This is a genomic window from Salmonella sp. 741265050_HSA (genome assembly GCF_046569445.1).
GTDB classification, from domain to species: domain Bacteria; phylum Pseudomonadota; class Gammaproteobacteria; order Enterobacterales; family Enterobacteriaceae; genus Salmonella; species Salmonella enterica.
In genome coordinates this window covers 16,787-31,835 of record NZ_JBKFSV010000005.1, presented here as the reverse complement: position 1 = coordinate 31,835, position 15,049 = coordinate 16,787, and the positions used below count along the sequence as shown (strand labels likewise).

The 15,049-nt window shown below is 53.4% G+C and carries 15 protein-coding genes; 5 read left to right on the top strand and 10 right to left on the bottom strand.

Translation table 11 applies throughout. The features are described from left to right. Positions 1-76: 76 nt before the first annotated feature. Both allR and allA read right to left on the bottom strand, forming a co-directional pair. The gene (gene allR, locus ACLD4F_RS12100) at positions 77-895 is read right to left on the bottom strand and encodes an HTH-type transcriptional repressor AllR (RefSeq protein ID WP_411010859.1); all 819 of its coding nucleotides are present in this window, start codon (positions 893-895) and stop codon (positions 77-79) included. A 78-nt stretch (positions 896-973) separates the two neighbouring features. Further along, positions 974-1,456, bottom strand: a complete 483-nt coding sequence (allA, locus tag ACLD4F_RS12095) for an ureidoglycolate lyase (RefSeq protein ID WP_183058351.1) — start codon at positions 1,454-1,456, stop codon at positions 974-976. 226 nt (positions 1,457-1,682) lie between these two features. On the opposite strand from allA, the gene allS reads away from it, so the two are divergent. After that, a complete protein-coding gene (gene allS, locus ACLD4F_RS12090) occupies positions 1,683-2,609 on the top strand; it encodes an HTH-type transcriptional activator AllS (protein WP_000460169.1) in 927 nt (308 codons plus the stop codon). A 69-nt stretch (positions 2,610-2,678) separates the two neighbouring features. Continuing rightward, positions 2,679-3,773, top strand: a complete 1,095-nt coding sequence (mnmH, locus tag ACLD4F_RS12085; RefSeq protein ID WP_001154077.1) for a tRNA 2-selenouridine(34) synthase MnmH — start codon at positions 2,679-2,681, stop codon at positions 3,771-3,773. 28 nt (positions 3,774-3,801) lie between these two features. Here the strand turns inward: mnmH and ACLD4F_RS12080 are convergent, their stop codons facing one another. The 6 genes from ACLD4F_RS12080 to ybbA form a co-directional block, all read right to left on the bottom strand. Continuing rightward, the gene (locus ACLD4F_RS12080) at positions 3,802-4,461 is read right to left on the bottom strand and encodes a methionine ABC transporter permease (protein WP_000342247.1); all 660 of its coding nucleotides are present in this window, start codon (positions 4,459-4,461) and stop codon (positions 3,802-3,804) included. Further along, entirely contained in the window at positions 4,454-5,470 is a 1,017-nt protein-coding gene (sfbB, locus tag ACLD4F_RS12075; RefSeq protein ID WP_411010858.1) for a virulence-associated ABC transporter ATP-binding protein SfbB, read from the bottom strand. The genes ACLD4F_RS12080 and sfbB overlap by 8 nt, the downstream gene beginning before the upstream one ends. Positions 5,471-5,506: 36 nt before the next feature. After that, the gene (locus tag ACLD4F_RS12070) at positions 5,507-6,337 is read right to left on the bottom strand and encodes a MetQ/NlpA family ABC transporter substrate-binding protein (protein ID WP_000524317.1); all 831 of its coding nucleotides are present in this window, start codon (positions 6,335-6,337) and stop codon (positions 5,507-5,509) included. Positions 6,338-6,593: 256 nt separating this feature from the next. Then, positions 6,594-7,727, bottom strand: coding sequence for a porin (locus ACLD4F_RS12065; RefSeq protein WP_000152869.1), 1,134 nt, complete (start codon positions 7,725-7,727; stop codon positions 6,594-6,596). A 197-nt stretch (positions 7,728-7,924) separates the two neighbouring features. Beyond that, on the bottom strand, positions 7,925-10,327 hold the full coding sequence (gene ybbP / locus ACLD4F_RS12060) for a putative ABC transporter permease subunit YbbP (RefSeq protein ID WP_411010857.1): 2,403 nt from the start codon (positions 10,325-10,327) through the stop codon (positions 7,925-7,927). After that, positions 10,324-11,010, bottom strand: coding sequence for a putative ABC transporter ATP-binding protein YbbA (ybbA, locus tag ACLD4F_RS12055; protein WP_411010856.1), 687 nt, complete (start codon positions 11,008-11,010; stop codon positions 10,324-10,326). The genes ybbP and ybbA overlap by 4 nt, the downstream gene beginning before the upstream one ends. Here ybbA and tesA point away from each other — a divergent pair. From tesA to cnoX, 3 genes are all read left to right on the top strand, one after another. Continuing rightward, positions 10,981-11,595, top strand: coding sequence for a multifunctional acyl-CoA thioesterase I/protease I/lysophospholipase L1 (gene tesA, locus ACLD4F_RS12050; protein ID WP_001010574.1), 615 nt, complete (start codon positions 10,981-10,983; stop codon positions 11,593-11,595). The genes ybbA and tesA overlap by 30 nt on opposite strands. A 154-nt stretch (positions 11,596-11,749) precedes the next feature. After that, positions 11,750-12,520, top strand: coding sequence for an SDR family oxidoreductase (locus ACLD4F_RS12045; protein ID WP_023182324.1), 771 nt, complete (start codon positions 11,750-11,752; stop codon positions 12,518-12,520). A gap of 59 nt (positions 12,521-12,579) precedes the next feature. Next, positions 12,580-13,434, top strand: a complete 855-nt coding sequence (cnoX, locus tag ACLD4F_RS12040; RefSeq protein ID WP_000116061.1) for a chaperedoxin — start codon at positions 12,580-12,582, stop codon at positions 13,432-13,434. A gap of 85 nt (positions 13,435-13,519) precedes the next feature. Here cnoX and fetB read toward each other — a convergent pair whose 3' ends face one another. Both fetB and fetA read right to left on the bottom strand, forming a co-directional pair. Beyond that, the gene (fetB, locus tag ACLD4F_RS12035; RefSeq protein WP_001002130.1) at positions 13,520-14,299 is read right to left on the bottom strand and encodes an iron efflux ABC transporter permease subunit FetB; all 780 of its coding nucleotides are present in this window, start codon (positions 14,297-14,299) and stop codon (positions 13,520-13,522) included. Next, on the bottom strand, positions 14,286-14,963 hold the full coding sequence (fetA, locus tag ACLD4F_RS12030) for an iron efflux ABC transporter ATP-binding subunit FetA (protein ID WP_079981483.1): 678 nt from the start codon (positions 14,961-14,963) through the stop codon (positions 14,286-14,288). Before fetA ends, fetB begins: the two co-directional genes overlap by 14 nt. Positions 14,964-15,049: the final 86 nt, after the last annotated feature.

The window sequence follows — 15,049 nt, the reverse complement described above, 5'->3', positions numbered from 1 at the left end:
TACCTCTTTTTATTGGAAAAAGTTTCCAACTTTTAAAAATTTTAAAAAAGTCCCGCTCCAGCGAGCGGGATGCGGCTCAGGCTACAGGGGGTTTTAGCCCAAGCGCCGTACTGATGTCTTTCGCGGTATCCCGTACCAGTTCCCCCTGGCTGATAAAGCGATCTTCCGTCAGCCGGGAAGCCGGTCCCGATATTGAGATAGCGGCGACCACGCTGCCCGCATCGTCATAGATAGCGGAGGCGATACAATTCAGCCCGACAACATGTTCTTCCTGGTCAACGGTGTAGCCCTGTTCACGCGCCTGCTCCAGATTTTTAAGCAGGATAGGTAAATCCACCAGAGTGGTCGGCGTAAACCGCCGCAAACCGGTATTGACGACGATCCCCACCAGCTCTTCTTCGGTGAGCGGGTACAGCAGCGCTTTTCCGGCGCCGGAAGCATGTAACGGCAGACGACTCCCTAAGGGCGCGCACATTCTGACCATCGATTTGCACTCCTTTTGACCGATTAACACCGCTTCATTACCGTTGCGAATCGCTACGTTGACCGTCTCGCCAGAAAGCAGCATAAGTCGGTGCATAAAGGGTCCGGCCACCGAGAGGACATCGCGATTATGAATATACGCAGAGCCCACATTAAATACGCCTAAACCAATATGCCACCAGCCAAGCTGGCTATCCTGGTACACAAAATCAGCCGTTTGCAGTACCTTTAACAGGCGAAACGTCGTAGAAAGCGGTAAATCCAGGCTGCCGGAAATATCGCTAACTGATGAACTGCCGCCGCTTCTTTCGAGATATTGCAATATCGCTATGCCCCTCTCCAGCGCCTGAGCGCCTTTCTGCGCAGTCGGCTCTGCCTGTCCTGGCCTGCCGCGTCGTCTTACTTCCGTCATATTTACGTTAACTCCGGCCCAAAATATGAGCATAAACAATGAACAATATGTTCATCTTATGCAAGAAGGCCAATAGCGTCACGCAAAACAGAGTTCATGTGTCGGGATACTTTCAACATCACAGTTATCGCTGCCACCGCGATCCACCGTCAGAAAATCGGTAACCGTCTGCCACGCAAACAGCGGGTGATGCCATACATTACGGTGATAATTGACGCCCTGCCGTCCATTGCTAATAAACGCCCGCAGCGTGGAGAGATCGGGTTTATCATCGCCGAGCGCGACAATAACGACAAAAGCCTCGCCGTTCATCGGCACAAACGCCTGCGTACCTAAAGGATGACGTTCCAGTTCATGTACCACAATAGGCATCGCGGCCGGTTGCGCCCTGTTAATACTGATCAGCGTGCGATCCTGCTCCAGAACTTCAACCTTCGCCAGGTCGTGATATCGCTCAACTAACCCGTTGTTTATATGAAAAAAGTCACGTTCCTGCGTCTCAATAACATCGCCATAAGCGCTGAACGCCTTCTGATCTAACGGTAATACCTCAAGTTTCATTATTTTTCCCTTGTAGCTCGATTCCGTTTAACCGCGGTTTGGACTCTGTCCGGTTTCAATACCATGCAATCTAAAACCTTCGGGATTTAACATCAACATAAAAGTTGGAATATTTTTCCAAAAGTAGATTTAGACCACAAATCAAACATGGCTATTATGTAAAACTACTTAAAAATCATAGGAAAACAATTCTGGTTTTATCAGGATCGTAAGGAGGCGTCTGACGATGTTTGACCCGGAAACACTGCGTACCTTTATCAGCGTTGCCGAAACGGGGAGTTTCTCCAAAGCGGCGGAGCGCCTGTGTAAAACCACGGCAACCATTAGCTACCGCATCAAACTGCTGGAGGAAAATACCGGCGTAGGGCTGTTCTTTCGCACAACGCGAAGCGTCTCGTTGACGGCGGCGGGCTCTCACCTTCTCTCTCAGGCAAAAGACTGGCTTGCGTGGCTGGACAGCATGCCTGACGAGCTACGCCAGGTTAACGACGGCGTAGAGCGTCAGGTCAATATTGTGGTGAATAACCTGCTCTATAGCCCGCAAGCGGTCGCCAGTCTCTTATCGTGGCTTAATGCGCGTTACCCTTTCACTCAGTTTCACTTTTCCCGGCAAATTTATATGGGCGTCTGGGATTCGCTCCTGTATGAAGGTTTTTCGCTGGCGATTGGCGTAACTGGCACCGAGCCGTTGGCTAATACCTTTATGCTCGACCCTTTAGGTTCCGTACAATGGCGTTTTGTGATGTCCGCGGATCATCCTTTAGCTCACGTCAGCGGGCCTCTAACAGAAGCGCAGCTGCGCCGTTTCCCGGCAATTAATATCGAAGACAGCGCACGTACGCTGACCAAGCGGGTAGCCTGGCGCCTTCCGGGGCAGAAGGAAATTATCGTGCCTGATATGGAAACCAAAATCGCCGCTCATCTGGCAGGCGTCGGTATCGGTTTTGTCCCGCAGCCGCTTTGTCAAACGCTGATCGACAAAAACGAACTGGTAAGCTGTACCATTCCGACGATGCGTCCGCCCTCACCGTTAAGCCTCGCCTGGCATAAATTTGGCGGAGGCAAAGCGGTAGAAGACATTGTGAAATTATTTACCCAACGGCAACCCGAAATAGCCGGTTTTTTATCCATTTTCAACACGGTACGCTGTTAAAAATCAAGCCACTTTGCGAATTGGCGCGTAAAATAGCGCAAAGGATGATTTAAGGTTACGTTTTACGTTATGCAAGACAGACAAAAAGCACAGGACTATCGCGCGCTCCTCCTTGCCGATACGCCTTTAATTGATGTACGCGCGCCGATTGAGTTTGAACAGGGCGCCATGCCGGGCGCTATCAACCTGCCATTGATGATGGATGACGAGCGAGCCGCCGTCGGCACCTGCTACAAACGTCAGGGCGCGGATGCGGCGTTAGCGTTGGGGCATCGGCTGGTTTGCGGCGACATTCGCCAGCAGCGGCTTGAGGCCTGGAAAGCCGCGTATCAACGTTTCCCCAACGGGTATCTGTGCTGCGCGCGCGGCGGTCAGCGGTCACATATCGTACAACGTTGGCTGCAAGAAACAGGGATTGACTGCCCGCTTATTGAAGGCGGCTATAAAGCGCTGCGCCAGACAGCAATTCAGGCGACCTGGCAACTGGCGCAAAAACCGATACTTTTAATTGGCGGCTGTACGGGCAGCGGCAAAACGCAACTGGTGCGACAACAGCCCAACGGCGTGGATCTGGAAGGTCTCGCGCGTCATCGCGGCTCCTCTTTTGGCCGCACGCTGAACCCCCAGCTCAGCCAGGCCAGTTTTGAAAACAAACTTGCCGTTGAATTGCTGAAAATTAACGCGCGTCAGACGCTAAAAAGGTGGGTACTGGAAGATGAAGGGCGAACGATCGGCGCCAACCATCTGCCTGAGTGTTTACGCGAAAGAATGGCGCAGGCCCCCATTGCGGTAGTGGAAGATCCGTTTGCGCTTCGTCTGGAACGACTGCGTGAAGAGTATTTCATCCGTATGCATCACGACTTCACCCACGCCTACGGCGATGAAGCCGGTTGGCAGGCGTATAGTGAATATCTTCATCATGGACTGTTCGCTATTCGCCGCCGTCTGGGGTTGCAACGCTTTGCCGAACTGACGGACACGCTGGATAGGGCGCTGGCGGAGCAATTATCCAGCGGCAGCACCGACGGCCATATGGCATGGCTGGTTCCGCTACTTAACGAATATTACGACCCGATGTATCGCTATCAACTGGAGAAAAAAGCCGCGAATATCGTTTTTCGCGGCCCATGGCAAGACGTTGCCAACTGGCTAAAAGCGCAATAGCTTATTTTTATTGCCGGCTGACGCCGGCTTAGTGTCTGTCGCGCTTGTCGGCACGTTTTGCCAGCCAGTCGCCCAGCATCTGAACGACCTGAACCAGCACAATCAGCGCCACTACGGTAACAACCATCACTTCGGTTTCGTAACGGTAGTAGCCATAGCGAATCGCCAGGTCGCCTACCCCGCCGCCGCCGACAATCCCGGCCATCGCCGAGTAGCCGATTAAGCTTACCAATGTAATCGTCAGGCCGCGCAGCAGCCCTGCGCTGGCTTCCGGCAACAGTACGGTACAGATAATACGCATCGGACTAGCGCCGAATGCCAGCGCCGCCTCAATAATCCCTTTATCGACTTCACGGAGCGCGCTATCTACCAGGCGTGCATAAAACGCGATTGCGGCCACCGACAGCGGGACGGAGGCTGCAATCGGGCCAATGGTATTGCCCAGCAAAAGCTGCGTTAGCGGCAGTAACAGCACCAGTAAAATAACAAATGGCACCGAGCGGATAATATTCACCAGAACCGAGGCGACGAGATAAATAAAACGGTTCTGCCAGAACAGATGACGATCGGTGACAAAAATCAGAAAACCGAGCGGTAGACCGCCAAGAATCGCCAGCACCGTTGAAATACTCAACATCTGGAAAGTTTCATTGAACGCCAGCGTTAAATCCGGCAATAAATCATCCACGGATCACCTCCACCTGTGCGGTACGTTGACGGATATGCTCCACGGCGGCGGTCACCGCCGTTGGATTATGCGGCGCGGTTAATTGCACCACCAGAATGCCCAACGCGCGTTCGCCGATATATTCAATCTTGCCATGCAGGATATTGACCGCGACGCCAAACTTGATCGCCACCTCTGACAGTACCGGCTGCTCCGCCGAATCGCCGATAAACAAAATTTTCAGCAACTGCCCGGGCAGGTGTTCCCGTAAACGTTCCGGCAGGGTCAAATTAAGGGTATGAGACACCAGTTGCTGTGTGAAAGCGTGTTGCGGGTGGGCAAACACATCAAACACCTCGCCCGATTCCACAACCTTACCGCCCGACATCACCGCCACGCGATCGCAAATAGATTTGATCACGTTCATTTCATGGGTGATCAGCACAATAGTAATCCCGAGCTGTGCGTTGATCTGTCTGAGCAGAGCCAGAATCGTGGCGGAAGTTTCCAGATCCAAAGCGGAAGTCGGTTCGTCACACAGCAAAACATCCGGATGGTTAGCGATGGCGCGGGCTATCCCCACCCGCTGTTTTTGCCCGCCGCTGAGCTGTACCGGAAAACGGTTCGCTTTATCGGCAAGGCCCACCAGCGTTAAAATTTCCGCCACCCGTGGCGCGATTTTGCTGCGTTCCCAGCCAGCCGCTTTCAGGCTAAACGCCACGTTTTGCGCCACTGTCCGGGTATGCATTAAGTTAAAATGCTGGAAAATCATACCAATACGCTGCCGCGCCTGGCGTAACGCTTTTCCGTCCAGCGCAGAAATTTCCACGCCGTTGACGTTGACGCGCCCCTGGCTGGGACGCGTTAAGGCGTTCAGGGTACGCAGCAGAGTGCTTTTTCCTGCGCCGCTGGTACCGACAATGCCAAAAATCTCGCCCGCGGCGATATGCAGGCTCACATCATCCACCGCGCGCGTGGGGGTACCGCGACCGGCGGTAAAATCGACGCAGACTTTTTCTATTTCAATCATATTCACCTCAGAAATTGGGGATGGCCACCGCTGCGATCAGGGTGTCGCGGTCATCCATTCCGGTTTCTGGAAGGCGCTATAAATATTCTTTGGATCGTCGATGACCGCGCGATAAGCCGGCGATTTCACCGCCTCGACAATATCTTTGGCAAACGGCTTATCGGCATCTTCACTGCGTACCGCAATGATATTTTTCAGATTCTCATCCAGGTGTTCCTGCTTAATCGCGCTGGAAAGATCCAGTCCTGCCGCCACCGCAAAGTTCCCGTTAACCAGCGCGCCGGTCACGCCATCCAGCGTGCGCGGTAGCTGTGCGGCTTCCAGCGGTTTGAAAACCAGTCCTTTTGGATTGCTGGCGATATCTCGTTCAGAGGCTTTGGTCGGATCGATATTGTCCTTAATCGTGATAAGCCCCAACGATTGCAGGAAACGAAGGCCGCGCGCCAGGTTGGTCGGATCGTTGGAGAGGGTAATAATGTCCCCTTTTTTAAGCGCATCCAGACTGTTGATTTTACGTGAATAGAAGCCCATCCCGGCGGTCGGTACCACAATAAGTTTGCTGAGCTTCAACCCTTTGTCAGCGGTGAATTTGTCAAAATAGAGGGTATGTTGAAAGAGGTTGGCGTCAATGCTGCCGTTAGCTAACGCCATATTGGGCTGGACATAGTCGCTAAACTCGCGCACCACGACCTTATACCCTTTTTCTTTTAATGTCGGCGCAATCGCCTGCTTCACCATGTCGCCATACGGCCCTGGCGCGACGCCAAATACGATCGTTTGCGGGGAACTATCGGCATGGGCAAACTGTAATCCGCAGGCCAGTAATAGCGTGCTGGCCGCAATGCGTAAACTCTGACGCAATCCCATAATTTCTCCATTTTAAATAGTGTGATGCTGTGCCGGATGCCGTTCATGCGGCATCGTCTGTTTTGGCCCAAACGAAAGGCTATTTCTTAACATGACACAGATCACAGCCTGCTGTCCTTGAAATTATTTCATGATGTTTCCTGGTGTGTCGTTAAATGTACGAGGCAGGCGCTCAGGCGTGTGTCAGGCGGGAATGGCGTAAAGGGAAATGCCGGATAAGAGGTCTTAACGCCAACATCCGGCAGAGGAAAACGCTTTAGAAATCGTAACGCAGACGCACCAGGTTCATATCGCCCAGATTGTCAGTGCTGGAGGTGAAAACATGTTCATAATCAACGCGGAAACCATAATCCAGTTGGAAGGTGATCCCCACGCCGTTATCGGTACGCAGATAGTCGCGGCCATTCACATATTCAATGCGGTCGCCCATAAAGTACGGTTGAATAGCTTTCACGGCATACTGACCAATCGGGAAAGCGTAACCGACAAAATATTCCAGACCCCACGCATCGCCGGCAAAGTAATCATTCACAGATACTTTTTTGGTCGTCATAAAGTTCTGATACCAACCGCCGCCTGCGGCGATAGTCCAGTTTTCCGGCGTCCAGCTTAACGCGGTACCGACAATATTTTGATCGTAAGTTTTATTGCCGTTGCCGCGCATCTCCGCACGGGTATAGTTCCATGCCGTCCCCCAGGTCAGATCGTCGGTGAGATGGTAATCCGCGCCTAAAGAACCGCCGCCTTTACGCTTGTAATTCAGGCCGTTATTGGCATTATAATCGTCGCTGAACAGATAAGATGCGTAGAGATCGACATTGCCAATGCTTTTCTTATACTTCAATGACTTACGCGTGCGATAAGAACCATCGTAGTCGCCGTTAATCCCGTTGCCCGGCGCCTGACCTATCATGTCGTAATCCCAGATATCGGTTTTTACGCCCACCACATCGTAATAAATGCTGTTCTGTTGACCGAAGGTCAGCGTTCCCCACGTCGCGCTCTTGAAGCCGGTATACAGCATACGGCGAGTGGTATCAGTCGCGCCCTTCGCATAATGGTTATCCCAGTCAAATACCGCAGGGATATTGACGCCCAGCTCGTAATAGCTAATCCAACTGATATCATCAAACAGATAATAATCCGCGGCGAAGCGGAAACGCGTCCCGCCATCAAAACCATTACGTTTATAACCGTTCGCGCCGTCATTGCCGGTCATATTCTGGAACTGCGGACGAATACTCCCGCCGACGGTGAAATTGAGTCGGCTGAGTGGATTACCCGCCTGGGGATCTTGTTTTAAAACGGTGATTTCCGCCTGAGTGGCGAAAGGCATGAAAGCCACTGCCGCGCCGATCGATGCCGCCAACGCTGTTATTTTAATTGTCATTATATTTTCCTTGATAGATAGCCAATCCAAATCATTTAGCAGGCAAATAATAACTGTTATAAAACCTTACGTGTTGTGTATTTTTTAATGATTTGTGCTACTAAAAATCAAGGAGTTAGCAATTTGTGCGACTAAAAAAGTACGCGCCGTTTTAAAAACCGGCGCGAAATTATTCACATCATGAATCATCCGCTAAACTAGCGGAATAGCGCTTTGCCTTTCAGCAAACGAACGCCAAGCCAGCCGCCGCATACGGAAAGCAGCAGCGCGCCGCAAAACGGCAGTGCGCCCCATAAACGCCAGTCCGGCTCCCAGGGGAAATCAAAAACGTTAATTTGTAAGATCGCCAGCGCCGTCTCCGCGCCAATCGCGGCGACCAACCCGGCAACTAACCCCAGCATGGCGAATTCGCACCAGAGTGTGGTACGCAACAGTTTCTTTCCGGCTCCTAACGTGCGCCACACCACCAGCTCCTGATGGCGCTGACGCATCCCGACCTGTACCTGGGCCAGTAATAGCAACATGCCGCAGAGGGTGACTAGCACAACCATCACCTCCAGCGCCCGACTGACCTGCTCCAGCACCTGTCCCACCTGTTTCAGGATCGCCCCGATATCTAACAGGCTGACGGTAGGAAACTCGCGGTTAAGCTGCGTTAACATGCCGTTGCCATTCTCCCAGCGAAAACTGGTCAGCCAGCTTTGTGGTTGCCCGTCCAGCGCCCCGGAAGGAAAAATGAAGAAAAAGTTGGGCCGCAGGCTTTCCCAGTCCACTTGACGCAGGCTGGTGACTTTAGCGCTAAATGCCTGGGTATCGCCCATAAAGGTTACGCTATCGCCGAGTTTGACGTTCAGCCGCTTCGCCAGCCCCTCTTCCATGGAGACTTCGCCCGATTTTGGCGGCCAGTGACCGGCGACCAGCGGATTATGCGCCGGGCGCGTATCCTGCCAGGTCAAATTCAGTTCACGGTTGAGTGACTCATCCTGCTGACCTTCCGTCGGATTACCGTTTATCTTCGTTAACCGCGCCCGCACAATCGGATAAAACGTCTGCGGGATCACCTGATGTTCCGCCAAAAAGGCTTTCAGCGGCGCGACCTGTTCTGAAGCAATATTGATAAGGAAATAGTTCGGGCTTTCCGGCGGGAGCTGCTGTTGCCAGCGATCGAGGAGATCGCCGCGCAGCACCAGCAAGAGCGCCAGCAGCATAAACGAAAGCGAAAACGCCGAAAGCTGACTCAACGTTGACCACGGCTGACGCAGAAGTCGGCTGACGGCCAGACGCAGCGGTAGCGACGTCAACGTCATGCCGCGCAGCACGTTAAGCAGCATCCAGCCCACCAGACCGCACAGCAGCGCCAGTATCACGGCGCCCGCCAGAACCGCCCACAACAGCATGCTTCCGCCCATCAATCCGGCGAGCAGCGCCACCACGACGGCGCAGGCGACAGGCAAATAAATTTTTAACGGCCAGACGCGAGCGACAACGTCGCGGCGCAGCACCCGTAGCGGCTGGGTCGCCAGCAACAATCGATAAGGCCGTAAACCGACCAGCAGAGAGATGACCGTCATCGCGCCCAGCGCCCACAGCCAGGGCCACAGGCTGGCGGGCGGCAAATCGGCGGGCAGTACCGGTTTTAGCAGCACCAGCAATATGTTTTCAAACAGTAACCCAATCGCGCCTCCCGTGACGGCGGAAAGCCCCAGCACCATCAACCACTGTCCGATGATAAGTTTACGTAACTGGGCCCGGCCCGCGCCCAACGTTTTTAAAATCGCCACCAGATCGTAGCGGCTACGGCAGTAATGGCTCATCGCCACCGCGACGGCAGCTACCGCCAGCAGTAGCGTTAATAACGCCGAAAGCAGCAAAAACTGCTGCGAACGTTCGAGCGATTTCCCCAATGCCCCGTCATCCTGCTCCAGTCCGTACCAGCGATGTTCCGGTTTAAGCTGCGGTAACAGCCAGCTTTCATAGCCAGCAAGCTGTTGCGGCGTTCCGCCGAATTTATACCGCCACATCACGCGGCTCCCCGGCTGTATCGCACCGGTTTTTGCCACATCGGCCATATTCATCATCAGACGCGGCGCCATCTGAAAAGGGTTAAACCCGGAATCCGGCTCCTGCACCACTTCACCGGCAATACGCAAGGTCACGTCGCCGACATCAATGGTATCGCCCGTTTTCAAATTAAGCAGCGCCATCAGACGCGGCGCCAGCAGTACGCTACCCGGCTGCGCTTTTACTCCGCCTGGACGGGTTTGCAATTCGCCGTACATCGGATAAACGCTATCTACCGCCTTCACGCTGGCCAGTTGCGGCGTATCGCCGGCAAACGTCATGGTCGCAAAGGTTAACTGCTCGCCCACGTTAAGGCCGCGTTTACGCGCCTCTTCAAGCCAGGCTTTCGGTACCTCTCGCGAACTTTGCAGCGTCCGATCGCCTGCCATAAACTCGCGGCTTTGCTGACTTAACCCTTTTTCCATCCGGTCGCTAATACTGCCGAGCGCCAGTACGCAGGCCACCGCCAGACTCAACGCCAGCCAGACAATAATCAGCGACGGCGAGCGCCATTCGCGCCAGAACCAGCGAGCTATCATGCCTCCTCCTGTAACTGACCGTTGACCAACCGCAGCCGCCGGTTGCAGCGCGCCGCCAGCGCCGGGTCGTGCGTCACCAGAATCAGCGTGGTGCCGTGCTCGCGGTTAAGCGAAAATAGCAGGTCGGCGATTTTATCTCCGGTCTGACGGTCAAGGTTGCCCGTCGGCTCATCGGCAAACAGCACATCAGGACGCCCGTTAAACGCGCGCGCCAGCGCTACGCGCTGCTGTTCGCCGCCGGAAAGCTGTGCCGGAAGGTGGTCAAGCCGTTTTCCCAGTCCCAGTTGTTCGAGCAGCGCTTTCGCCCCCGCCTTACTCTGACCGCTGTTTTCACCGCGTAGCAGGGCCGGTAGCTCAACGTTTTCCAGCGCGTTAAGCGTAGGAATAAGCATGAAGGATTGAAAAACAAAACCGACATGCTGAGCGCGAAGCTGCGCCCGCGCCTCTTCGTCCATCTGGTGAAGCGGTTTCCCCACCAGACTGACCTCTCCGCTACTGCCGTCATCCAGTCCGGCGAGAATCGCCAGCAGCGTAGATTTTCCCGATCCTGATTCGCCAATCAGCGCAATGGTTTCGCCGCGTTTGACAACCAGTTCAACTCCGGTAAGGATGGAAAGCTCATGCTCACCCTGACCGACGGACTTCCTGAGACGATGAACTTCAACACTGTTTTCCGCTGGCATTTGCCCTTCCTGTTTTTGATCCTGTTAACTTTCCGTGCCGCCGCCGCAGACACCTTATTAATTCTGGGCGATAGCCTCAGCGCCGGTTACCGTATGGCCGCCAGCGCGGCATGGCCGTCGCTCCTTAATGATAAATGGCAAAACAAAACGTCGGTCGTTAATGCCAGTATAAGCGGTGATACCTCGCAGCAGGGACTGGCGCGTTTGCCGGCGCTGTTGCAACAGCATCACCCGCGCTGGGTAGTGGTGGAACTTGGCGGCAACGATGGCCTACGCGGTTTTGCGCCTGCGCAAACCGAACAGACGCTACGTAAAATCATTCAGACGGTGAAAGCCGCCGATGCCCAACCGTTACTGATGCAAATTCATCTGCCCGCTAACTACGGTCGCCGTTATAATGAATCCTTTAGCGCCATTTATCCTAAGCTCGCCAAAGAGTTCGATATTCCTCTGTTACCGTTTTTTATGGAAGAGGTATATCTGAAACCGCAGTGGATGCAGGATGACGGCATTCATCCCAACCGCGACGCCCAGCCGTTTATTGCCGACTGGATGGCGAAGCAGTTGACCCCTTTTCTCTCCTGAATAATTCGAGTTGCATGAAGGCGGCACGTAAGAGAATTTCCAGGAGCATAGATACCTATGTGACTGGAGTAAACGAACGCACAGGCAACTTGAAGTATGACGGATATAGTTAACCACGACTCTTAAATCAACGGAGATCCTGACAGGTAAAGTTATGCAAAAATCGGTCTTAATAACAGGATGTTCCAGCGGAATCGGTCTGGACAGCGCGCTTGAACTTAAACGCCAGGGCTTTCAAATCCTGGCGGGCTGCCGCAAACCTGATGATGTCGCCCGGATGAACAGTATGGGATTTACCGGCGTGTTGATCGATCTCGACTCCCCTGAAAGCGTGGATCGTGCCGCCGATGAAGTGATCGCCCTGACCGATAATCGTCTGTATGGGATCTTTAACAATGCCGGCTACGGCGTGTATGGCCCCCTTTCTACCATCAGCCGTGAGCAGATGGAGCAACAGTTTTCCAGTAATTTTTTCGGCGCGCATCAGCTTACCATGCGCTTACTTCCGGCCATGTTGCCGCATGGCGAAGGACGCATTGTGATGACCTCATCGGTGATGGGGCTGATTTCCACCCCAGGGCGCGGCGCTTACGCCGCCAGCAAATATGCGCTCGAAGCCTGGTCTGACGCGCTACGTATGGAGCTACGGCACACAGGCATTAAAGTGAGCCTGATAGAACCGGGGCCGATTCGTACCCGTTTTACGGATAACGTTAACCAGACGCAGCGTGATAAACCGGTAGAAAATCCCGGCATCGCCGCACGTTTCACCCGCGATCCTGACGCGGTAGTAGCGAAAGTCCGTCATGCTTTTGCAAGCGATAAACCCAGGCTGCGCTATCCCGTTACGCTGGTCACCTGGGCGGTGATGGCGCTGAAACGCCTATTGCCGGGCCGGGTGCTGGATAAAATTTTACAAAGCTGAGTTGAAGCGCGCCAGTCAGCCCCCATGTAAACGTGACACAGACAAAAGAGAGCGACGCCATGTCCGTACAGAACATTGTCAATATTAATGAATCCAACCTGCAGCAGACCTTAGAGCAGTCCATGACCACGCCGGTACTGTTCTATTTCTGGTCTGAACGCAGCCAACACTGTCTGCAATTAACGCCAGTGCTGGAAAGTCTGGCTGCCCAGTACCACGGTCAGTTTATTCTGGCAAAGCTGGACTGCGACGCCGAACAGATGATCGCCGCTCAGTTTGGTCTGCGCGCTATCCCGACTGTCTATCTGTTCCAGAATGGCCAACCGGTCGATGGTTTCCAGGGGCCGCAGCCGGAAGAGGCGATCCGCGCTCTGCTGGATAAAGTACTACCGCGCGAAGAAGAGCTAAAAGCGCAACAAGCGATGCAGTTAATGCAGGAGGGCAACTACATTGACGCACTGCCGTTGCTCAAAGACGCCTGGCAGCTCTCTTCGCAGAATAGTGAGATTGGCCTGTTACTGGCGGAAGCGCAAATTGCGCTGAACCGCTCTGAAGAGGCCGAAGCGGTATTAAAAACTATCCCGCTACAGGATCAGGATACTCGTTATCAGGGGCTGGTCGCGCAGATCGAACTGCTTAAACAGGCGGCGGATACGCCGGAAATTCAGCAACTTCAGCAGCAAGTCGCGGAGAATCCGCAGGATGCGGCTTTGGCAACGCAACTGGCGTTGCAGTTGCACCAGGTCGGACGTAATGAAGAAGCGCTGGAATTGCTGTTCAGCCATCTGAGAAAAGATCTTACCGCCGCCGAGGGACAGACGCGCAAAACCTTCCAGGAGATCCTTGCCGCGCTCGGCACCGGCGACGCGCTGGCGTCGAAATACCGCCGCCAGTTGTACGCGCTACTGTATTAATCCTCTCTTGCCTGATGGCGCGCTTATCTGGCCTATCTGTCGTCCTCAGGCCGGATAAGGCGCTTGCGCCATCATCCGGCAACTATCATGATTTCTTGAGCGGCATTACTACCAACTGATGACGCGAATTATAGAACTTCCGGTAGGTTAAATAGCAGGCAATGATGGTAGACAGGCTGGCTGTCGACAACAGCATAAACGTTACCATAATTTGATATTTAATCGCTTTTACCGGATCGATCCCGGCAAAAATCAGCCCGGACATCATCCCCGGCAGGCTCACCAGCCCAACGGTCTTTGCCGAGTCGATCGTCGGGATAAGCGATGCGCGGATGCTATCGCGGATAAGCCCGGCGGAGGCCATTTTCGGCGTTGCGCCCAAACTTAACTTTTCCTGTATTTGCTGCTGCTCGCTATGAAAACGTAGCCCCAGTTGGTTGTAGCACAGCCCTACCGCCACCATCGCATTACCGGCGACCATGCCAGCGATGGGAATCACCTGCATCGGCGCAAATTCAATCGAACCGGTAAGCACCAGTACCGTCAGCGTTAGTCCGGCGCCGACGGTGATGGCGATAAACGAGGAGAGAAATGCCTTGTCGATATATTTACTGCGCTTTTGCGCGTTCCAGGCGGCGTTAAAACAGATGAACAGCACCATCAGCAGCGTCAGGGCGGCATGATTAACGCCAAAGATGTATTTCAGTACATAGCCGACAATAATGAGCTGTATCACCGCCCGGCATACGCTCCACAGAATATCTTTTTCCAGCGCCAGCTTTTCCTTGTGACTGATGAGCATCGCGACCACCACCAGCAGCATCGATAACGCCAGCGAGGTATTGGTAATATTATGCTCGTTCATAACGCGCCTCCTGCATCTCTCCGGCAGATGGCGTTAACGTTATCACCTTATCCGCGTGTTGAATTTCATCTTTATCATGCGTTACCCACAAGACAGCGACCTGCTTATCGCGAACATAGCGATGAATAATATCATTCACATTCCGTTTGTTATGTTCATCCAGCGCGCTGGTTATTTCGTCGAGTAACAGTATTTTCGGCAGAAACTGTAGATTACGAATTAGAGCAATACGCTGTTTTTCCCCGCCGGAAAGCGCGGCAATCGGTTTTTGCAGAATCGTCTCCGGCAGTTCAAAACGCGCCAAATCGTCTGCGAAGGCTGCCGGCTGCGGGCGCTGATGGCGAATTTGCCAGGGAAAAATCAGGTTATCGTAAACCGTATCACCAAATAGCGCTGGCGTCTGAGCGCAATAAGAAACCTGCTGGCGATAGGCTTCCGGACTCAGAGTAGTAATATCCTGCCCCTCAAAAAGAATCATGCCGATATCAGGGCTTATTAGCGAGGCCACCATTTTCAACAACGTACTTTTTCCGCAGCCAGAAGGACCGGTAATTAACTTAAATTCGCCGCGTTGCAGCGTAAAACTGATGTTATTCACTATTTTTGTCGTCGCAGTCCGGTAACCGACCTGCTTTAACTCAAGCAACATGCTACGTTCTGTCATTTATTGCGCATCCATTGTTCATATTTTTATAGCGATAGTGTATCCCTGTAATTAATAAGGGGGGAACATGCTTTACTGAATCAGGT